Consider the following 18,611-nt stretch of genomic DNA (forward strand, 5'->3'; position numbering starts at 1 on the left):
GGCGGCAGAAACCATCATGACCGTAGCTCAGCCCGGCGCCGGAGGCCTTTCGGCGTCCGCCGCATCCACCCTGTCTCCACCCCACTACACGCCCGAAGAGAAGCGCCACCGCATCTTCTCGATCATGGCGGCCTCGTCGGGCAACCTCGTCGAGTGGTTCGACTTCTACGTCTACGCCTTCTCGGCGCTGTACTTCGCGTCGGCCTTCTTCCCCCAGTCGGATCCCACCGTTCAGTTGCTCAACACGGCCGGCGTGTTCGCGGCCGGCTTCCTCATGCGGCCGATCGGCGGCTGGCTGTTCGGCCGCATCGCCGACAAGGTCGGGCGCAAGACATCGATGCTGATCTCGGTCACGATGATGTGCGCCGGCTCGCTCGTCATCGCCTTCCTGCCGACCTACGCGCAGATCGGCGCCTGGGCGCCGTTCCTGCTGCTGGTGTGCCGCCTGTTCCAGGGGCTGTCGGTCGGGGGCGAGTACGGCACCACCGCCACCTACATGAGCGAGGTGGCGCTGCGTGGCCAGCGCGGCTTCTTCTCGTCGTTCCAGTACGTCACGCTCATCGGTGGGCAGCTGCTCGCGGTGCTCGTCATCGTGGTGCTCGAACAGCTGCTCACCGAGGCCGAGCTCAAGGCGTGGGGCTGGCGCATTCCGTTCGTGATCGGCGCCGTGGCCGCGGTGGTGGCTCTGCTGCTGCGCCGCACGCTGCACGAAACGCAGAGCGCCGAGGCCAAGGCCAACAAGGAGGCCGGCACCATGGCCGGGCTCTTCAAGCACCACATGCCGGCCTTCTTGACCGTGCTGGGCTACACCGCCGGCGGTTCGCTGATCTTCTACACCTTCACCACGTACATGCAGAAGTACCTGGTGAACACGGTGCACCTGCCGATCAAGACCGCAAGCTACGTAATGACCGGCGCACTGTTCGTCTACATGTGCATGCAGCCGGTGTTCGGCGCGCTGTCCGATCGCATCGGGCGGCGCAACAACATGCTGCTGTTCGGCGGCCTCGGCGCGCTCGCGACGGTGCCGATCCTCACGGCGCTGCAGCACACCACCAACCCCGTGGTGGCCTTCGTACTGATCGTCGTCGCGCTCGCGATCGTGAGCTTCTACACCTCGATCAGCGGCATCGTGAAAGCCGAGATGTTCCCGCCCGAAGTGCGCGCCCTCGGCGTCGGCCTGGCGTATGCCGTGGCCAATGCGATCTTCGGCGGCTCGGCCGAATACGTGGCGCTGGGCCTCAAGGCGCTGGGCCACGAGTCGGCCTTCTTCTGGTACGTGACCGTGATGATGGTGGTGGCCTTTCTCGTGAGCCTGCGCCTGCCGCGGCAGGCGAGCTACCTGCATCACGACCATTGAGCGCACGACGGCAGATTCAGGGCGCGCGCGACGGCACCCGACTTTCCAGCGGCGGCGGCTGCCATGCCGGCTGGATGCGGCAACCGTTCTTGCCGTCGGTGTCGTAACGCGGCATGAGTGCCGTGCAGCGCGCGGCAAGCCGCTCGGGCGTGGGCTTCTCGCCCTTGTCGATCCAGTCGAGCAGCGCATCGAAGAGCGCGGGGTACTGCGACTCGGCCAGGTAGCTGTGCTCGCGCTCGGCGCTGAAGCTCTGTACCAGCAACTCGCCGGTGCCCGCGGCATCGCGGATGCGGCGGTAGGCGCTTTCGAGCTCGACGAAGGCGGTCGGGTCGTCGATCGCATGCAGGCCCAGCGTGGGCAGCCCAGTGCGCCCCGTCGGCTGGCTGTCGGCCGCGAGCGCGCCCTTGGCCTGCGGATCGGCCGCATAACGCATCACGCCGGCGTTCAGCGCGTCGGCCTCGGCGGGGGTCGGCGCGGCGTAGCGCACGCCGACGTTGCCGAAGGGGTTGCGGCCACCGAGCCGCAGTTGCACCAGGTCCTGGAACAGCCAGGTCGCCCAGTTCAGGTGGCCGACGAGCGCGCGCTCGGGAATCTTCACCGCGGCCAGGATGGTCTTGAGCCGCGCGGCCTGCTCGGGCGTGCGCTGTGCGGCCGGCAGGCCGACGCCGGTGCATTCGCGCACGCGCTCGGCCAGGTCCTTGCGCGTGAGCTTCGCGTCCATCGGCAGGCCTTGCCAGAGCGGGTATTGCGGCTCGTCGGGGCGCGGATGGTTGCGGCACACGTATTGGTAGACCACGCGCAGGTCGAGCCGGAAATCGTAGGCGCTGTTGCCGCCGCCGAGCACGCCGCTGGTCAGCAGCAACCCGTCGTACGGACTCTTGACGGCGCCGCCCGCGGGCGCATAGAGCTCGGCCGCCTTGGCGGCCACGCCCGCGCCGTAGCTCTGGCCGTGCAGCAGCGTGCGGCGCGGCGGACCGAAGTGCTGCACGACGATGCGGCGCAGCCGCTCGGTGTCCTCGGCGGCCATCGTTACGCCGTAGCCGCCGCGGCGGTAGCTGGAGCCGGCCCATGCGTGGCCCGCCTTTACCGTGACGGCCCAGCGCTGGAGGTCCTTCTCGCTGCGCGCGAGGGTGGGCGGGCCGGTCTCGGGGCCGCCATGCGCATGCATCACGAGCACCCCGCGGTTCCAGTCCTTCGGGATCGCGATCCAGTAGAACGCGCCTGCGCCGTCGGCGCCCGTGTAGCAGCGCGCGCCCTCGGGCACGGGCTGCGGGCACGTAGCGGGCTCAGGCGCGGTGGCGCGGGCGGCATGCGCGGAGCTCACGCCGCTCATGAGCGCGAGTGCGAGACCGGCGGCCGAGGCCAGCCGTGCATGTCGCCGAGAGGAAGCCTGTTTCGTGTTCATCAATGCCTTGCTCCGAGTTCAAGCGCCGCATCCGTGCCAGAACCGGTCACGAATCCCACGACGCCGCTGTTGAAGATGAGATGCCCGGGCCGGCCCGCATCGGCCTCGGCCACGCCCGGCACCGGCGTGTCGTAGCGCAGCGCCGCTGCGGCCCCGCGCAGGTTGAAACTGCTGCCGGCCAGCGTGGCTTCGCCGGCCTGCCCCGCCACGCTGACCATGGCGTAGCTGCCATCGGCCGCGCCTGCGGCCAGGCTCTGCTGCGCCGCGTACAGGCGCAGGCCGAAATTCGCGGCCGATTCGCGCACCAGATGCAGCGGCAGCGCGGCGCCGTTGACGAGGCCGATCACCATCGAGCCCGTGAGCGTGCCGCCAGTGGTGGTGGCGCCGCTCGTGGGCGAGGTGGTGCGCAGGTCGAAGGCGTTGCGTGCGGCGTTGTAGCTGATGTAGCCCTTCTCTGTGTCGGTGCAGGAAGCGTCGTAGACGATGAAACTGGCGGCATGGCGGCAGTACTGGAAAGTGCCCGCATTGCGCAAGCGCACCGCGCCTTCGTAGGCCACCGGGCCCGCACCGCCCTGCTGCACGCCCACCGCATTGAAGATGTTCGCGACCGGATTGAACACCGTGGGCGTTGCCGCGTTCTCGAAGGTGTCGCGGAACGCAAGCAGCGGCGCGAAGCCGCCGCCAGCGGGCGCGTTCACGCCGCCCAGCAGCACGCCGCCGGCCGCGAACGAGAACACCGCGCCGCTTTCGCCGCTCGTGTAGCTGCACTGCCCCTGCGACACCAGCGCGCCGCTGCGCACGGTGCCCGCCGCGCGCTGCAGGCTCGCATCGACGGTGACGGTGTAGGCCATGGTGGCAGGATCGATCGCCACGCTGAGTTCCTCACCGAAGCTGTTGCCGCCCTTGTAGGTGGTGGGTGCCGCGGGCAGGTTCGGGCAGGCGAGCGGGTCGCCCACCTCGGTGACGCAGCTGTAGTTGACGGCTGCATCGAGGCTGCCGCTGCCACGGTACTTGGGCCAGGCCGGATAGCGGCACAGCGGGCGGGTGCGGCCGTAGGTGCCGGCCACCGCATCCACCGCGATGCCGGTCTCGGGGGCCAGGCCTTTTTCGGCCCAGCCTTCGAGCGCGGCGAGCGAATCCCAGTTGGGAATGAACACGCCGGTGCCGTGGCCCATGCCGGGCACGGTGTAGAAGCGCACGCTCTCGTCCACCGCGGCCTGCCCGAGCATGGCGACCATCTGCTTGTAGTAGTCGATCGTGGAGTTGGGGCTGATCACCTCGTCGGCCAGGCCGTGCAGCATGATGAGCTTGCCGCCGCGCGCGAAGAAGGGCGCAAGGTTCGGGTCGGTCGCGTCGGACAGCCGCGACACCTCGGCCACGCGCGAGGTGTACATGCCGGGGTCGAGCGGATCGAAGGCCAGCGTGTCGAAGTCGGCCACGCGGGTGACGAAGTACTTCACCCACTGATCGCCCGTGACGTACATGTTCGCATCGGCCGATGTGGCCGGGTTCCCCGGCACCTTGCGCGTGCCGAGGTCGCGCGAGGTGTACGGGCCGGCCACGAGGGCGCCTTCGAGCAGGTTATAGCCGCCGGCACGCCGCACGCCGTTGGCCAGGCTGTAGCCGGCGAACTCGAGCGGCGATTCGATGGTGCGGACCGTCGCGAGCTGCGCGTCCGACAGGCAGCCGTCGCCGTTGTCGGTGCCGCCGCTGCAGCGCAGCGAGGCGAGGATCGGCGCATTGAGCTGGCGGCAGCTCTCGACGTTGCTCACGATGGCGTCGGCCGCGCCGTCGAGCCTGTCGCACGCATCGAGCACTGTCTTCTGCACCAGCAGCGTCTTGGCCACGTTCATCCAGCCGGCACCGCCATTTGCGTAGAGCGCACGGCCCACGGCCACGTTCGACAGCCGAGTGCCGGTGTAGTTGAGCGCGGGCTCGTTGGCGATCACGCCGTCGTAGTCGAGCGGCCAGCGCTGGATGTGGCTGAGCGCGTCGCGCCCTCCCGTGGAGGTTCCGAGGAAATAGGCTTTCTCCGGCTCGACGCCGTAGCGTGCGAGCACCAGCGCCTGGGCCACGTCGCGCGTTTTCTTGAGTGCAAGTCCGCCGTAGTTGGCGAGCTGCTCGTCGTTGGCTGCGAAGCGCGCGTCGGTGATGCTGCTCGACTGGTGGCCGGAGTCGCCGCCGTAGGTGGCGTAGCCGAGCGCAAGCGGCGCGGGCTTGGCCGCAGGCCCGAAGCGGATCGCCTCGGTGCCGTCGATCAGCACGCCGTTGAACCCGCCGCCGCCGAAGTGGATGGTCTTGCGGTTCCACTGCTCGGGCAGGTTGAGCGCGAACTGGATCGCCTGCGCTGCAGGGTCCACGGGCTCGATGGTGCCGCGCACACGGCAATGGTCGCCGAGCATGTTGCCCGGATCACCGGCCGCAACGGGCGTGGCGCTGGTCACGGTGGCGCCCCCCGTCGGCAGCCCGATGGCCGAAGCCGGCACACTCCTGCCGGCCAGTTCGGCGCACGAGAGCACCGGCACCACGGGCGGCGGCGGCGGATTGTCAGGCGGGTCTTCGCCGGATGGGTGACCACCTGCGGCCGGCGGTGGCAGGAAGAAGCCGCTGCTGCTGCCGCCTCCCCCGCCGCCGCAAGCGGCCAGCGCCAGCGACACGGCAAGCGCAGCGCCGTACGGGCGGCAGGCGCGGAACATCGTCTTGGGCATCGACGCGGGCGGGCGCGGTGGGCGCATGGGTTCGTCTCCGGCATGCAGTCTCGATGGACCGCTTGTTGTTTGATCAGGCGGCCGGACGATAAGTCGACGTATGACTTCGGGTCAAATAAGATAAAGCCGCCGGTTCAATATAAAAAATATATGAGAGACAACCCATGGACATCCGCGCGCTGAAGTACTTCACCGCCGTGGCCGAGACGGGCCACATGACGCGCGCCGCCGAGCAGCTCGGCATCCAGCAGCCGCCGCTGAGCCTGCAGATCAAGGCGCTCGAGCGCGAGCTGGGCATGCTGCTGTTCCGCCGCCATCCGCGCGGCGTGGCGCTCACCGATGCCGGCCGGCTGTTCCAGGCCGAGGCGCTGCGCATGCTGCAGGACATGGAGGCCATGAAGCAGCGCATGGCGCGCGTGGCGAGCGGCCAGGCAGGCACGTTGTCGGTCGGCTTCACGAGTTCGGCCGCGGCGCACCGCTTCATGCCCGGCGCGCTGCGCGCGTTTCGGCGCGCGCACCCCGACATCGATTTGCAACTGCGCGAGGACCACGCCGCCGCGCTCACCGAGGCGCTGGCCGCCGGTCGGCTGCATTGCGGCCTGCTGCGCGTGCCGGTGGCGCGGCCCGAGGGGCTGATGTTCGAGACGCTGCTGCGCGAGCCGGTGCTCGTCGCGATGCCGAGCGACCATCGGCTGGCGCGCGGCAAGGGTGCGCGCCCGCTGCCGCTCGCCAGGCTCTGCGAGGAAGGCATCATCCTGGTGCGCCGCCCCGGCGCGCCCGGCCTCTATGCCGATCTGCTCGCGCTGTGCCTTGCCAAGGGCCTGCGTCCACGCGTGGTGGCCGAAGTCGACCGCATGATGACCAACCTCAACCTCGTGGCCGCCGGCGTCGGCCTCTCGGTGGTGCCGGCCTCGATGGCCGGTGTGCACGCGCATGCGATCGCCTATGCGCGCCTCGCCGATGGCGGCCAGCTCGATGCGCCGCTCACGCTGGTGTCGCGCGCCGACGAAGACAGCCTGCCCGCGCAGCACTTCGCCGCGCTGCTGCGCCGGCTCGCCGCCGAGGCCCCGCGGTCATGATGAACACGCCCGCGCCGTCGCGCCGGCATTTCGTGCGACAGGCGGGCGCGCTGCTCGCAGCCGCCTGCGCCGCGCCGCGCCTGGTGCTGGCCGCTGCGCCGGCGTGGCCGCTGCGGCCCCTCCGGCTGATCGTGGTGTACCCGCCCGGCGGTGTCAGCGACGGCATGGCACGTGCGCTGGCCGAGCCGCTCGCGGACGCCCTCGGCGTGCCGGTGCGGGTCGAAAACCGCGCCGGTGCGGGCGGCAGTGTCGGCATGGATGCGCTCGCGCGCGCCGCACCCGACGGCTGCACGCTCGCCTTCTCGGCCATCAGCCCGCTCACCCTGCATCCACTGCTCGCACGCGTGGCCTACGACCCGCTGCGCGGCTTCGCGCCCGTGGCCAGCGTCATGCGCACGCCGGTGCTGGTGGTCGGCACGCCGGCCTTCGCGGGCCGCAGCTTCGACGACCTTGTCGCCACGGCGCGCAGCCACCCCGGCGCGCTGCGCTGGGCCACCTCGGGCGTGGCGACGGTTGGCCACATGGTGCTGGCGCAGGTGCGCCTGCAGGGCCGCCTCGACATCACGCACGTCCCCTACCAGGGCGGCGGACCGCAGCTCAACGATGCGCTCGCGGGGCACTTCGAGGTGCTGTCGACCAACGTCGCCGCGCAGCAGCTGCAGTACATCGATAGCGGCCGGCTGCGCGCGCTCGCGGTGGGCGCGCCCGCGCGCATCGAGGCGCTGCCGCAGGTGCCCACGCTAGCGGAACTGGGCTTCGAGAGGGCGAACCGCGATTCGCTCTTCGGCATCTTCGCGCCGGCGCGCACCCCGGCGGCGATGGTGCAGCGCCTCAATGCGGAGATCAATCGACTGCTGGTTGGCGCGCCGCTCGCAGGCCGGCTGCGCGAGGCGCACAACATCCCTGCCGTGGGCAGCAGCGACGACTTTGCGCGCGAGATCGCGGCGGACCGGCGGCGGAACCGGGAACTGGTGGCTGGGGACCGGTCGCAGTTCGACTAACCGACCGCTCAGGCCTCTGCGATCCAGAGGCCGGGGTAGTCGCGCACGAAGGCGTCGCCGGTCACCTGCAGCGTCGCCGCATAGTCGAAGCGCTTCGCCTCGTAGCCGTAGGCATCGTCGGCGGTGCGCTCGTAGCGCTGCATCAGCTCGCTGAGGCCGCCGCCGCCGTCGAGGTCGACCCAGGCGGCCGGCGCGTCGGCGCCTTCGCCCACTGCCAGATGAAGCCGGCGCAGCTGCAGCAGGTTGGTGGCCGGCGTGAAGCCGAGGTCGAGGTCGATGCAGTGCGACAGGTCGGGCACCGGCTCGTCGTTGAGCTTCCAGAGGCCGCGCGCATCGCGCGCGATCGCCAGGTCGACCGCCGCGCCACCGAGCCAGCCGCGCACGGTGCCCCACTGCGTGTGCCAGTGCAGGTCGCAGCGCACGCGGTAGTGCAGCTGGCCGTTGCGGCCGTCCTCGAGGCGGAACACGGCGGCGCCGTCGAGCTGCCATGCCGAGGCGTTGCGCTCGAGACGGCAGGCGTCATGGCCCGGTACGTCGAGCCGGCGCCACAGGATGGATGCGACGGTTTGCATGCCACGGATGATCGCGCGAGCGCGCGCCCGAGGCAAGCGTTCTCAGGGCGCGAGCGCGGCGAGCACGTGGTCGAGGAATTCGCGTGCGGTCGCACCGAAGTCGGGCGGCAACCAGTTGCGCTCGAACAGCCGCGCGAAATCGGCTTCGAGCGCGGGATGGGTCTGCACGAAATCGGCGATCTCGGCGCGCAGCGCGTTGCGCTCGCCGGGGGTCGAGTCCTGGTTGTACTCGGCCATGATCTCGGCGCCGGTCTCGCCGAAGAGCACGTCGGCATCCTGGCCGAAGTAGACGCTCGTGAGGTTCTCGAGGAGTTCGTAGCGGTGCATGGCATCTGCTCGTCGAAGAGTTTTCGAGGTGGGAACGCCAGCATGCCACGGCGCCGTCCGGCTAACATCCTCCGCTCGATCATTTCAGGAGCGTGCACGTGGAATCCTGGTTCGCCGACGCCAAACCGATCACCGCGCTGGAGCCCGAGATCGCCTTTCACCTTTCGGAAGAATTCCAGGCCGCGGCCTACCAGCGGCCCGAGCCGCTAGTGCTGCCTTCGTTTCCGCGCGCGGAACGGCTGCAGGTGCGCAGCGCGGAGCTGCCCGGCCACGAGGCGGAGCTCGCCGCCTACTACCGCCGCATCGTCGACCTCGCGCGCCGGCATGGCATGAAGCTGGACCAGGTGCGGCAGTATTTCTGGCTCGACCTGCGCTTCGACAACGAGGAGGCGGGCGTGCGCCTGTCCTTTCCCTGGTACGACACCTTTGCGGCCATGGACCATGTGCTGCAGGCGCTGGCCGGAACGGACGAAGGCCTGATCTACGACGACCAGGACCAAGGCTGGGAACTTGAAGTGTGGGCACGCAATGGCACGCTCTACATTCGCGAGAGCGATCCCGACTCCGACGACTTTGGTGTCGCGGTGACGCTGCCGCGCGCAGGCCTTCGGGACCGCATCGTCCCGCTGCGTGCGCGCACCCAGCAGCTCATTGCGGCCCTCGCCAAGGAACTCGGGGCCGACCTGTGGACCACGGGCGAGGCCGCGGGCTTGCTGTAGCCGCACGACTCCGACGGTCAGGCCGTTACGCGCTCAGCCGCGAAGCGGCAACGCAAGCAGCACGGACCTGAGGAATTCTTCGGCGGTGTTCCCGAATTCCGGCGGCCGGTACGAGCGGCAGAAATCCCGAGAGAACACCTGCTCCAGCTCGACCGGGTCGCGGTGCGCGTTCATGAAATCGACGATTTGCATGCGCAACGCATGCACCTCGTCAGCGGTCCAGGTCTCCCGCAGGCTCGCGATGATCTCCTCGGCCGTTTCGCCGAAAAGGATATCGGCGTCCTGGCCGAAGTAGATGCCGGTCAGGTCGCCCAGCAGGTTGTAGCGCGTCGGCACAGCCACGGCCGCCCTCAGATCGGATAAGCGGTCAGGATGTAGAACGGCTTGCCGTTATAGCTTTCCATCTTGAGGATGATCCGCACGCCGCTGAGGTCGTTGACCGCCGTGCTGCCGAACTGCACGCCCCGCCCGACCACGTAACCCGCCACATGCTCGATTTCCGGCGACTTGCTGCCGGCGGCCGCGGTGCGCGACCAAGCCTTCACGGCGGCCGAGTTGGCGCGCAGCGTCTCGGAGATGGCGCGCTCCGCGGTGGCGAGATCGCTGAAGGTCGACACGGCCCTGGGTCCTGGGCGCGTGGGGGTTCGCACGCGGGCCAGGAGCTGGGCATCGGTCTGGCCCACATGGCGGGCCATGGTGTGGCCGCCGAGCCGAGTGCCCGCGGCGGCCTCGTGCTGGACCAGCCGGATGCGGCCGCCACGCATCACCGAGACGATGCGCGCGGCGCCGAGGCCGGCGGTCACCGCCAGCGGCACCGCCACGTCCACCGCCAGGCCGATGCCCTCGGCCGTCTCGCGCGATGCGCCCAGCGCCTCGGCGGCCGAGGTCGCGGTGACGGCGGTGGCGGTGCGCTGCGGCACGCCGGTCCAGACCTGACGGCCCGAGGTGGAGAGCGTGTCGAAGCCGTGCACGCCCAGCACCACGCAGCCGGCCTTGCTGACCATGGTGGGTTCGGGCGCGAGGCACAACACACCGGCACCGACCAGTTCGACCACGCCGCCCACGAGACCGACCGTGCCCCAGAGCCGGTTGCTGAGGCTGGCGGATTCAGGCACTTCCTGGTCGCCGAGCACCGCCGCCATCTGCACCGGGGTCAGGGCGATCGTCATACCTTCGACTTCGTCATCCATGCCGGGGATTCCTTTCGTTGCCATGGGTGTGTTCATGCCATCGGACGGTCGGGTCAAAACCGTTGTCGGCCGCATTCTGGCATGCAGGCCAGCCGGGCGGCAGCGCCTGCAAGGACACCCCGGCCGCGAGACAATCGGGGCCGTGAGTTCCTCGCCCGCGCCAACACCGCCACTTCGCCGCATCGCCCACCTCGACATGGACGCCTTCTTCGCGTCGGTCGAGCTGCTGCGCTATCCGCAGCTCGGGGGCCTGCCGGTGGTGATCGGCGGCGGCCGCCGCAGCGTCGACGAGGCGATGCGCAACCTGCCGCCCGGCGGCACGCTGGCCGACATTCCGGTGGAGGCGTTCGCGCGGCTCAAGAACTACGTGGGCCGCGGCGTGATCACCACCGCCACCTACCCGGCGCGGCAGTTCGGCGTCGGCTCGGCCATGGGCCTCATGAAGGCCGCCAAGCTCTGCCCGCAGGCGATCCTGCTGCCGGTGGATTTCGACGAGATCCGCAAATACTCGCGCACCTTCAAGAAGGTCATTGCCGAAATCGCGCCCTTGATGGAGGACCGCGGTGTCGACGAGGTGTACATGGACTTCACCGACGTGCCCGGCGGCCAGCGCGAGGGCGGCCGCACGCTCGCGCGGCTGATCCAGAAAGCCATCTTCGACGCCACCGGGCTGACCTGCTCGATCGGCGTGGCGCCCAACAAGCTCATCGCCAAGATGGCGAGCGAGTTCAACAAGCCCAACGGGATCTCGGTGGTGTTCGAGGACGACCTGCAGACGCGCATCTGGCCACTGCCCTGCCGCAAGGTGAACGGCATCGGGCCCAAGGCCGACGAGAAGCTCAAGCGCCTGGGCATCGAGACCATCGGCCAGCTCGCCGCCTGCGAGCGGGGCTGGCTGATCGAGAACTTTGGCAAGTCGACCGGTGCCTGGATGCACGAGGTCGCGTGGGGCCGCGACAACCGGCCGGTGGTGACCGAGAGCGAGCCGGTCTCGATGAGCCGCGAGACCACCTTCGAGCGCGACCTGCACGCGGTGCGCGACCGCGCGGAGCTCGGCGCGATCTTCACCCACCTGTGCGAGAAGGTGGCCGAGGACCTGCAGCGCAAGGGCTACGTCGGCAAGACCATCGGCATCAAGCTGCGCTACGACGACTTCAAGATCGCCACGCGCGACCAGACCATCGACCGCTTCACGAACGATGCGAAGACGATCCGCCACACGGGCGGCCTGTGCCTGAAGCGCGTGCCGCTCGAACGGCCACTGCGCCTGCTGGGCGTGCGCGTGGGCGCGCTGGCCAAGGCCGGGAGCGCCGAGGCGCTGGCGGCGCCGGGCAGTGCCACGCCACGCGCCGTTACCGCCGCCGGTGCCGCCGTGTCGGCCACCGCGTCGCTGTTCTGAGAAGCGGACCTGCAATGGCACGCTGGCTCCGGCGCGTCGCGTTCTTGCTGTCGGGCCTGGTGATGGTTGCAGGGCTCTACGTGGCCGCGGCCTGCGCGCTGATGTTCTGGCCCGCCAACCCGGCTGCGCGCGTGCCGACGCAGCCGCCCGCGGTCGAGGCCTGGGTGCTGAGCAACGGCGTGCACACCGACCTGGTCTTCCCAATCCGCTCGGCCACCATCGACTGGGATCAGCTCTTTCCGCCGGCGCACTTCAAGGCCGTGGCGCCCGAGGCCGAGTTCGTCGCCATCGGCTGGGGCGACCGCGAGTTCTACCTGCACACGCCGACCTGGGCCGATCTCACCGTGCCGCGCGCCTTCGGCGCCCTGCTCGGCGGCAACCGCGCGCTGCTCCACGTGACCTATCTCACGCGTGCCCAGCTACAAGGCAATGCCTGGCACCTGCCGCTTTCGCAGGCACAGTACGCGCGGCTTGTCGGCTACGTGCGCGCGACGCTGGCCGAAGGCCGCGCCACGCCCATCGCTGGTGCGCACTACGGCAACGACGACGCGTTCTACGAGGCCGAAGGCGGCTATCACCTGTTCGAGACCTGCAACACCTGGACCGGCCGCGCGCTGCGCCAGGCGGGCGTCACGGTGAGCCGATGGACGCCGTTCGACTTCAACGTGACCTGGCACCTGCAGCCGTTGCAGCCGCCTTGAGCGCGCTCAGGGCTTCGGCACGCCGCGCTGCCACCGCGGCCAGTTCGCGACGATGTGGTCGACCACGCGCGTGCCCACGAGCGCGATGTTCTCGACCGTCTCGGCGAAACCGCCGGCCGTCTCGCCGGGCGCCGGGTCGAGGTGCTGCAGCGTGGTCTCGTTCGGATTGCCCTGGTCGAAGTTGACGGCGCCGCGCAGGCTCATCACGCGGCCGGTGCCGTGGCTGCGCTGGATCACCAGCGTGATCGCGGCAGCTTCCATTTCGGTGATGACGTAGTCGTCGGCGCCGTAGAGCTTGGCGATGTACTGCGCCTGCTTCGACATGCCGGGGCCGTGGAAGAAGGTGTCGCCGGTCATGTGGGTGCCGGTGCCCACGAAGGGCGCACGCCGCGCGGCGGCATCGGGGTAGCGCAGGCGGTACTTGCGCGCGCTGTCGGAATCCTTGAGTGGTGTGTTCGCGCTGAGCTTCATGGCCCAGCCGACTAGGTCGGGGTCGAGCTTGAAGCGGCGGTATTCCTCGTAGCCCTTGCGCGGCATGAAGGTGGGTTCGCCGGGCTTGTTCTCCTCGGGCGCCCAGCGGTGGCCGAGGTCGTAGTCGACGAGCCAGGTGGCCCAGCTCACTTCGCCGATGGTGCCGCGCGCGGGCGGCGTGCCGGCCACGCCCGAGATCACGTAGTACGCCTCGGAGAAGTCGAAGCGCGGATCGAGCAGGATGGCCTGCATCGAAGCCGATGAATTGACCTTGCCCATGCCGAGCACCGCACCGCAGACGCCGTCGGCATTGCAGTAGGCCGGCTGCAGCGCGCCGCGCACGGCGATGGGCGCGGCGCCTTTCCAGTAGCGCTCGTACCAGTGCTGGAACTCGCCCGCGCGGTCGCCGCTGTTCTGGCCGATCTCGAACATGGCGGCCACGAAAACCTTCACCTTGATCGGTGCGGCCGCGGCCGTGCGCGCGGGCGGCACGGGCGCGGTCGATGCGGTGGGTGCGGCGCAGCCGGCGGCGAACAGTGCCGCAGCGCACACGGCGGCCAGTCGAGGAACAGACATCATTTTTCGGGAACTCCAATGAAGACGAAAGCGCCGCAATCGCACCGGTCGCGATTGCGGCGTCCTACAGGCGCCCATTGTCGGTGCAGGCACAAGCGCTGGGTACGCCACCACGCAACCCCCATGCCGGCCCGCTCCAAACCGACCTCCTCGACCGCCCCGCCCTCGAAACCGGCACCCACAGCCGCGTCCATCGCCAACGGCCTCGTCTATGTGAACCCCGACATGCCGGGCATCCAGCGCCTGAAGCATGGCGACCACTTCCGCTATCGCGATCCCGAAGGTCGCTGGGTGCGCGACGCCGACGAGCTCTCGCGCATCCGCCGGCTGGCGATTCCGCCGGCCTACACCGACGTGTGGATCTGCCCGCTGCCGAACGGCCATCTGCAGGCGACCGGCATGGACGCACGTGGGCGCAAGCAGTATCGCTACCACCCCGACTGGCGCCTCCACAAGGACGAGACCAAGTTCGAGCGGCTCGAAGCCTTCGCGCTCGCGCTGCCGCGCATCCGGGCGCGCGTGGCACGCGACCTGCAGGACGGCGGCGGCGATGGTGCGCCGGGCCGGCACCGCGTGCTCGCGGCGCTGGTGCGGCTGCTCGACACCACGTTGCTGCGCGTGGGCAACGAGGAATACGCGCAAAGCAACCGCTCCTACGGGCTCACCACGCTGCGCAACCGGCATGTGGCGGTGAAGGGTGCAGCGCTGAATCTGCGCTTTCGCGGCAAGAGCGGCGTGATGCATGAGGCGAAGCTCGACGATCCGCGCGTCGCGAAGGTGGTGCGCCAGTGCCAGCAGTTGCCCGGCCAGGCACTGTTCCAGTACCAGGACGAGGACGGCACGCTGCACAGCGTCTCGTCGACCGACGTGAACGACTACCTGGCCGAAGCCTCGCCCGGCGAGCGCTTCACCGCCAAGGACTTCCGCACCTGGCACGGCACGGTGCAGGCGTTGGAGCTGACGCGGCTTGCCTGCGAGCCCGGCCGTGCGGCCGCCGACGGCAGCCGCTACACGGCCAAGGAGATCCTGGCGGCGGTCGCGAAGCAGCTCGGCAACACGCCGGCTGTGTGCAAGAAGGCGTACGTGCATCCGGCCGTGCTCGCACTCGGCAGCGCGCTCGCGGGCGCCGAGGGCGATCCGTCGGCCGAGGTGCTGCGCCAGATGTCCGCGCGCACCGCGACGGCCGGCCGCACGCGCGGCCTCCATGCGCCGGAGCAGCGGTTGCTCGCGTTCCTGCGATTGAACCGGCTGCGCTTGGCGCGGGAGCTTCGCGCGAGTCGCAGCAACGGCAAGGCCGCCGCGCGCAGAAAGACTCAGCCGGCCGCGAGGGAGATGCAGACGCTGTCACGTTCCAGCGCGACGGTGTAGCCGAGGTCGTCGGCCAGGCTCTGCAGCGCGATGGCGTCGATGGCGAGCGCGCGCGGGGCGCGGTGCGCATCGAGCACCGGGCTGGTGGCGCCCGATGCGCGCGGCGTGCCGACCAGGCACAGCGCATCGTCACCGCGGGCTTCGATGCGGATCGCGCCGGTCTCGGTTTCGCCGTCGTGCAAGTAGCCGAGCGCGCCCAGGAACAGATAGCGCAGCGCCGCGCCCTGCGGCCAGCGCGTCTCGTCGGTGCCTGAAGCAAGCGCCGGATCGACGTCGAGCGTGATGCCGTGCATGTCGAAGGCTGCGCGCATCAGGCCGACGCATTGGGCGACCAGCGCACTGCGCGTGATGCCGTCGTCGGCGGTGGCGAGTTCCCAGTCGCGCAGCGAGCGGATGCCTTCGACGAGTTCGGACATCTGGTGGTCGATGAGCGCGACGCGCTCCTCGCACGCCGCGGCGTCGATCGTGGGCGCGCCGACCTGGCGCTTGAGCATCAAGAGGGCCATGCGCATCACCGACACGGGGGCGGCCATGTCGTGGCGCAAGGCGGGCAGCGCGCGCGTCAGCAGTTCGTGGCGCACGCCGGCGGCGATCCAGCTACGGGCCCCGGGCGAGGCCTTCATCGCGCGTGGGGAGCCGAAGAAGGCTCCGCGCCGATGTTCGGGTGGGCCCGCACCGGGGTGCGAGGCGCGGCAAGGGGCACGTTCACGTTGCGCGTCCTGAAGCGAAGAAGAGGCAAGCAGTATCGTGCCCGCTCCCGGCGCCAGGTGTAGGAGCGTGCCTACGGTTATGGTTTGCCGAGGTAGACCCGGACGTCCTTCACTTCGACCCCCGCCGCCGCCACGGCCGAGCGCAGCTGCGCCTCGGTCACGCCCAGCGTCTGGGTCCAGTAGCGCACCTCGTGCGGCTCGTTCACGTTGATGCGGCTGCGGTCCTGCGGGCCGCGTTTGCTCAGGTCGTCTGCCATGGTGTTGTTTCCTTTTTCAGCCAGCGTTCGCTGTATTTAGTGCCGATGAACGATGCGCCAGACGGCCGCTGCCGCGCTGGAGGACGGCGGCGCGGGCGCATGCAGGACAGGTCCGAATCGACCGCCGGCATTCGCAATTTCCGAAGGCTGGGTTCCGCAATCGCTGAACCACGAAGGGGCGCAGCGGCATAGATTCGGAGCATCCACCCACACCGAAGCCGATGACCCACGCCAACGACCAAAAGAACTTTCCCGACATCCGCGATGCGGTGCGCGGGCTGTGCGCGCAATTTCCCGACGCGTACTTCCGCCGGGTCGACGAGGCGCGCGGCTATCCCGCCGAGTTCGTCGATGCGCTCACCAAGGCCGGCTGGATGGCCGCGCTGATCCCGCAGGAATACGGTGGCTCCGGCCTCGGGCTCACCGAGGCGTCGGTCATCATGGAAGAGATCAACCGCTCGGGCGGCAACTCGGGCGCTTGCCACGGCCAGATGTACAACATGGGCACGCTGCTGCGCCACGGCAGCGAGACCCAGAAGCGCGCCTACCTGCCGCGCATCGCGAGCGGCGACCTGCGGCTGCAGTCGATGGGCGTGACCGAGCCCACCACCGGCACCGACACGACGAAGATCAAGACCACCGCCGTACGCAAGGGCGACCGCTACGTCATCAACGGCCAGAAGGTCTGGATCTCGCGCATCCAGCATTCGGACCTGATGATCCTGCTGGCGCGCACCACGCCGCTCGCCGAGGTGAAGAAGAAATCGGAAGGCATGTCGATCTTCATCGTCGACCTGCGCGAGGCGATCGGAAAGGGCATGACGGTGCGCCCGATCCCGAACATGGTGAACCACGAGACCAACGAGCTGTTCTTCGAGAACCTCGAGATCCCGGTCGAGAACCTGATCGGCGAGGAAGGCCAGGGTTTCAGGTACATCCTCGACGGGCTCAACGCCGAGCGCACGCTGATCGCGGCCGAATGCATCGGCGACGGCTATTGGTTCATCGACCGCGTGACCGCCTACACCAAGGAACGCGTGGTGTTCGGCCGCCCGATCGGCCAGAACCAGGGCGTTCAGTTCCCGATCGCCGAGGCGTTCATCGAGATCGAGGCCGCGAACCTGATGCGCTACGAAGCATGCCGACTGTTCGATGCGCGCGAGCCCTGCGGAGCCCAGGCCAACATGGCGAAGTACCTCGCGGCCAAGGCGAGCTGGGAGGCGGCCAACGCCTGCCTGCAGTTCCACGGCGGCTTCGGCTTCGCCTGCGAATACGACATCGAGCGCAAGTTCCGCGAAACCCGGCTCTACCAGGTGGCGCCGATCTCGACCAACCTGATCCTGAGCTACGTGGCCGAGCACATGCTCGGGCTGCCGCGGTCTTTTTGACTCTCCTTCATGACTTCCGCCACCATCGACCATCCCAGCCAGGTGCTCGCGACCTTCGCGGCAGAGCTGAAGCTTGCCGACATTCCCGCGCCCGTGCTGCGCCGTACCGAGGACCTGGTGCTCGACTGGCTCGGCTCGGTGCTCGCGGCACGCGCCGCGCGGCCGGTGCGCAGCATCGAGCGCTTCGCGCTGGCCATGGGACCGGCCGAAGGGCCGAGCGAGCTGCTGACCTCGCGCCGCACGACGTCGCCGGTGTTCGCGGCGCTGGTCAATGCCGCGGCCTCGCACTTCGTGGAGCAGGACGACGTGCACAACGGCTCGGTGTTCCATCCGGCGGCGGTGGTGATCGCGCCCGCGCTCGCGGTGGCGCAGAGCCTCGGCGCGAGCGGCGCGCAATTGCTCACGGCGGTGGTCGCGGGCTACGAGGTGGGCATCCGCGTGGGCGAGTTCCTTGGGCGCTCGCACTACAAGACCTTCCACACCACTGCGACGGCCGGCACGCTCGCTGCCGCGGCGGCCGTGGGTAACCTGCTCGCGCTCACGCCCGCGCAGATGCTCCACGCCTTCGGCTCGGCCGGCACGCAGTCGGCCGGCCTCTGGGAGTTCTTGCGCGACGCGGCGGACTCCAAGCAACTGCACTGCGCGCATGCGGCCGCGAGCGGGCTGATGTCCGCCTACCTGGCGCAGGACGGTTTCACGGGCGCCGAGAAGATCCTCGAAGGCGCACAGGGCCTGGCGGCGGGCATGTCGAGCGATGCCAATCCGGCGCGGCTCGTCGACCGGCTCGGCATGCGCTGGGCGCTGGCCGAGACCTCTTTCAAGTACCACGCCTCGTGCCGCCACACGCATCCCGCAGCCGACGCGCTGCTGCAGGTGATGACCGCGCACGGGCTCCGCCCGGCCGACGTGTCGCACGTGACCGCGCACGTGCACCAGGGCGCCATCGACGTGCTCGGGCGCGTGGCGGTGCCTGCCACGGTGCACCAGGCCAAGTTCTCGATGGGCACGGTGCTCGGGTTGATCGCGGTGCATGGCCGCGCAGGCCTCGGCGAGTTCGACCGCGACTTTCTCGCCGACGAGGTGGCTGCCTTCCGCGACAAGGTGGCGATGGCACTCGACGCCGAGGTCGATGCGGCCTATCCCGGGCGCTGGATCGGCAAGGTCAGCGTGCGCACCACCGACGGCCGCACGCTGCACGGCCGCTTGGACGAGCCCAAGGGCGACCCGGGCAACAGCCTGAGCCGCGCCGAGATCGAGGACAAGATGCAGCGGCTGGCGCAGTACGGCGAAGGCGTGACCGCCGAGGAGGCGAAGGCGCTGTGCGGGCGCGTGTGGGCACTCGAGACCACGCCGCGCATGGCGCGATGGCTGGGCTGACTT

Annotated in this window: 18 protein-coding genes; 9 read left to right on the forward strand and 9 right to left on the reverse strand. The window is 69.7% G+C overall.

The window, feature by feature from the left end; genetic code table 11:
* Nucleotides 1-16 precede the first annotated feature (16 nt).
* Nucleotides 17-1,360: an MFS family transporter gene (locus tag AC3A6J_RS03130; RefSeq protein ID WP_487858435.1), complete on the forward strand. Its 1,344-nt coding sequence runs from the start codon at nucleotides 17-19 to the stop codon at nucleotides 1,358-1,360.
* Nucleotides 1,361-1,376: 16 nt separating this feature from the next.
* Here the strand turns inward: AC3A6J_RS03130 and AC3A6J_RS03135 are convergent, their stop codons facing one another.
* Entirely contained in the window at nucleotides 1,377-2,765 is a 1,389-nt protein-coding gene (locus AC3A6J_RS03135; RefSeq protein ID WP_487858436.1) for an alpha/beta hydrolase, read from the reverse strand.
* Nucleotides 2,765-5,500 (reverse strand): tannase/feruloyl esterase family alpha/beta hydrolase, encoded by a 2,736-nt coding sequence (locus tag AC3A6J_RS03140; RefSeq protein WP_487858437.1) that lies wholly within the window; start codon nucleotides 5,498-5,500, stop codon nucleotides 2,765-2,767. The genes AC3A6J_RS03135 and AC3A6J_RS03140 overlap by 1 nt, the downstream gene beginning before the upstream one ends.
* Before the next feature lie 137 nt (nucleotides 5,501-5,637).
* Here AC3A6J_RS03140 and AC3A6J_RS03145 point away from each other — a divergent pair, with 137 nt between their 5' ends.
* Both AC3A6J_RS03145 and AC3A6J_RS03150 read left to right on the forward strand, forming a co-directional pair.
* Nucleotides 5,638-6,552, forward strand: a complete 915-nt coding sequence (locus AC3A6J_RS03145; protein ID WP_487858438.1) for a LysR family transcriptional regulator — start codon at nucleotides 5,638-5,640, stop codon at nucleotides 6,550-6,552.
* Complete coding sequence (locus AC3A6J_RS03150) at nucleotides 6,549-7,553, forward strand: Bug family tripartite tricarboxylate transporter substrate binding protein (RefSeq protein WP_487858439.1); 1,005 nt, start codon at nucleotides 6,549-6,551, stop codon at nucleotides 7,551-7,553. Before AC3A6J_RS03145 ends, AC3A6J_RS03150 begins: the two co-directional genes overlap by 4 nt.
* A gap of 8 nt (nucleotides 7,554-7,561) precedes the next feature.
* Here AC3A6J_RS03150 and AC3A6J_RS03155 read toward each other — a convergent pair whose 3' ends face one another.
* Together AC3A6J_RS03155 and AC3A6J_RS03160 are read right to left on the reverse strand one after the other, a co-directional pair.
* A complete protein-coding gene (locus tag AC3A6J_RS03155) occupies nucleotides 7,562-8,125 on the reverse strand; it encodes a putative glycolipid-binding domain-containing protein (protein WP_487858440.1) in 564 nt (187 codons plus the stop codon).
* Between the two features lie 42 nt (nucleotides 8,126-8,167).
* Entirely contained in the window at nucleotides 8,168-8,452 is a 285-nt protein-coding gene (locus AC3A6J_RS03160; protein ID WP_487858441.1) for a contact-dependent growth inhibition system immunity protein, read from the reverse strand.
* A 98-nt stretch (nucleotides 8,453-8,550) separates the two neighbouring features.
* Here AC3A6J_RS03160 and AC3A6J_RS03165 point away from each other — a divergent pair, with 98 nt between their 5' ends.
* On the forward strand, nucleotides 8,551-9,171 hold the full coding sequence (locus AC3A6J_RS03165) for a hypothetical protein (protein WP_487858442.1): 621 nt from the start codon (nucleotides 8,551-8,553) through the stop codon (nucleotides 9,169-9,171).
* A 33-nt stretch (nucleotides 9,172-9,204) separates the two neighbouring features.
* Here the strand turns inward: AC3A6J_RS03165 and AC3A6J_RS03170 are convergent, their stop codons facing one another.
* Both AC3A6J_RS03170 and AC3A6J_RS03175 read right to left on the reverse strand, forming a co-directional pair.
* The gene (locus AC3A6J_RS03170) at nucleotides 9,205-9,507 is read right to left on the reverse strand and encodes a contact-dependent growth inhibition system immunity protein (protein ID WP_487858443.1); all 303 of its coding nucleotides are present in this window, start codon (nucleotides 9,505-9,507) and stop codon (nucleotides 9,205-9,207) included.
* Nucleotides 9,508-9,521: 14 nt separating this feature from the next.
* Entirely contained in the window at nucleotides 9,522-10,361 is an 840-nt protein-coding gene (locus tag AC3A6J_RS03175; RefSeq protein ID WP_487858444.1) for an RNase A-like domain-containing protein, read from the reverse strand.
* Nucleotides 10,362-10,503: 142 nt separating this feature from the next.
* Between AC3A6J_RS03175 and AC3A6J_RS03180 the strand changes: the two genes are divergently transcribed.
* Together AC3A6J_RS03180 and AC3A6J_RS03185 are read left to right on the forward strand one after the other, a co-directional pair.
* Nucleotides 10,504-11,760 (forward strand): Y-family DNA polymerase, encoded by a 1,257-nt coding sequence (locus tag AC3A6J_RS03180; protein WP_487858445.1) that lies wholly within the window; start codon nucleotides 10,504-10,506, stop codon nucleotides 11,758-11,760.
* A 14-nt stretch (nucleotides 11,761-11,774) separates the two neighbouring features.
* Nucleotides 11,775-12,461: a TIGR02117 family protein gene (locus AC3A6J_RS03185; protein WP_487858446.1), complete on the forward strand. Its 687-nt coding sequence runs from the start codon at nucleotides 11,775-11,777 to the stop codon at nucleotides 12,459-12,461.
* Between the two features lie 6 nt (nucleotides 12,462-12,467).
* Here the strand turns inward: AC3A6J_RS03185 and AC3A6J_RS03190 are convergent, their stop codons facing one another.
* On the reverse strand, nucleotides 12,468-13,511 hold the full coding sequence (locus tag AC3A6J_RS03190; protein WP_487858447.1) for a purine-nucleoside phosphorylase: 1,044 nt from the start codon (nucleotides 13,509-13,511) through the stop codon (nucleotides 12,468-12,470).
* Nucleotides 13,512-13,631: 120 nt separating this feature from the next.
* Here AC3A6J_RS03190 and AC3A6J_RS03195 point away from each other — a divergent pair, with 120 nt between their 5' ends.
* A complete protein-coding gene (locus AC3A6J_RS03195; RefSeq protein WP_487858448.1) occupies nucleotides 13,632-14,876 on the forward strand; it encodes a DNA topoisomerase IB in 1,245 nt (414 codons plus the stop codon).
* Here AC3A6J_RS03195 and AC3A6J_RS03200 read toward each other — a convergent pair.
* Together AC3A6J_RS03200 and AC3A6J_RS03205 are read right to left on the reverse strand one after the other, a co-directional pair.
* Complete coding sequence (locus AC3A6J_RS03200; RefSeq protein WP_487858449.1) at nucleotides 14,822-15,499, reverse strand: hypothetical protein; 678 nt, start codon at nucleotides 15,497-15,499, stop codon at nucleotides 14,822-14,824. The two genes, AC3A6J_RS03195 and AC3A6J_RS03200, sit on opposite strands and share 55 nt — an antisense overlap.
* Before the next feature lie 164 nt (nucleotides 15,500-15,663).
* Nucleotides 15,664-15,843 carry a DUF3606 domain-containing protein gene (locus AC3A6J_RS03205; RefSeq protein WP_337295628.1) on the reverse strand — a complete coding sequence of 60 codons (180 nt, stop codon included), beginning with the start codon at nucleotides 15,841-15,843 and terminating at the stop codon, nucleotides 15,664-15,666.
* 221 nt (nucleotides 15,844-16,064) lie between these two features.
* Here AC3A6J_RS03205 and AC3A6J_RS03210 point away from each other — a divergent pair, with 221 nt between their 5' ends.
* Together AC3A6J_RS03210 and AC3A6J_RS03215 are read left to right on the forward strand one after the other, a co-directional pair.
* Nucleotides 16,065-17,231 carry an acyl-CoA dehydrogenase family protein gene (locus tag AC3A6J_RS03210; RefSeq protein ID WP_487858450.1) on the forward strand — a complete coding sequence of 389 codons (1,167 nt, stop codon included), beginning with the start codon at nucleotides 16,065-16,067 and terminating at the stop codon, nucleotides 17,229-17,231.
* Nucleotides 17,232-17,240: 9 nt separating this feature from the next.
* A complete protein-coding gene (locus AC3A6J_RS03215; protein WP_487858451.1) occupies nucleotides 17,241-18,608 on the forward strand; it encodes an MmgE/PrpD family protein in 1,368 nt (455 codons plus the stop codon).
* Nucleotides 18,609-18,611: the final 3 nt, after the last annotated feature.

It is taken from the genome of Variovorax sp. Soil_C_39 (assembly GCF_057656815.1).

Excerpts from the sequence above, each read along its gene's own strand:
- AC3A6J_RS03130 (WP_487858435.1), top strand. The coding sequence starts at position 17 with ATGACCGTAGCTCAGCCCGGCGCCGGAGGCCTTTCGGCGTCCGCCGCA.
- AC3A6J_RS03135 (WP_487858436.1), bottom strand. The coding sequence starts at position 2,765 with ATGAACACGAAACAGGCTTCCTCTCGGCGACATGCACGGCTGGCCTCG.
- AC3A6J_RS03140 (WP_487858437.1), bottom strand. The coding sequence starts at position 5,500 with ATGCGCCCACCGCGCCCGCCCGCGTCGATGCCCAAGACGATGTTCCGC.
- AC3A6J_RS03145 (WP_487858438.1), top strand. The coding sequence starts at position 5,638 with ATGGACATCCGCGCGCTGAAGTACTTCACCGCCGTGGCCGAGACGGGC.
- AC3A6J_RS03150 (WP_487858439.1), top strand. The coding sequence starts at position 6,549 with ATGATGAACACGCCCGCGCCGTCGCGCCGGCATTTCGTGCGACAGGCG.
- AC3A6J_RS03155 (WP_487858440.1), bottom strand. The coding sequence starts at position 8,125 with ATGCAAACCGTCGCATCCATCCTGTGGCGCCGGCTCGACGTACCGGGC.
- AC3A6J_RS03160 (WP_487858441.1), bottom strand. The coding sequence starts at position 8,452 with ATGCACCGCTACGAACTCCTCGAGAACCTCACGAGCGTCTACTTCGGC.
- AC3A6J_RS03175 (WP_487858444.1), bottom strand. The coding sequence starts at position 10,361 with ATGGATGACGAAGTCGAAGGTATGACGATCGCCCTGACCCCGGTGCAG.
- AC3A6J_RS03185 (WP_487858446.1), top strand. The coding sequence starts at position 11,775 with ATGGCACGCTGGCTCCGGCGCGTCGCGTTCTTGCTGTCGGGCCTGGTG.
- AC3A6J_RS03190 (WP_487858447.1), bottom strand. The coding sequence starts at position 13,511 with ATGATGTCTGTTCCTCGACTGGCCGCCGTGTGCGCTGCGGCACTGTTC.
- AC3A6J_RS03195 (WP_487858448.1), top strand. The coding sequence starts at position 13,632 with ATGCCGGCCCGCTCCAAACCGACCTCCTCGACCGCCCCGCCCTCGAAA.
- AC3A6J_RS03200 (WP_487858449.1), bottom strand. The coding sequence starts at position 15,499 with ATGAAGGCCTCGCCCGGGGCCCGTAGCTGGATCGCCGCCGGCGTGCGC.
- AC3A6J_RS03205 (WP_337295628.1), bottom strand. The coding sequence starts at position 15,843 with ATGGCAGACGACCTGAGCAAACGCGGCCCGCAGGACCGCAGCCGCATC.
- AC3A6J_RS03210 (WP_487858450.1), top strand. The coding sequence starts at position 16,065 with ATGACCCACGCCAACGACCAAAAGAACTTTCCCGACATCCGCGATGCG.
- AC3A6J_RS03215 (WP_487858451.1), top strand. The coding sequence starts at position 17,241 with ATGACTTCCGCCACCATCGACCATCCCAGCCAGGTGCTCGCGACCTTC.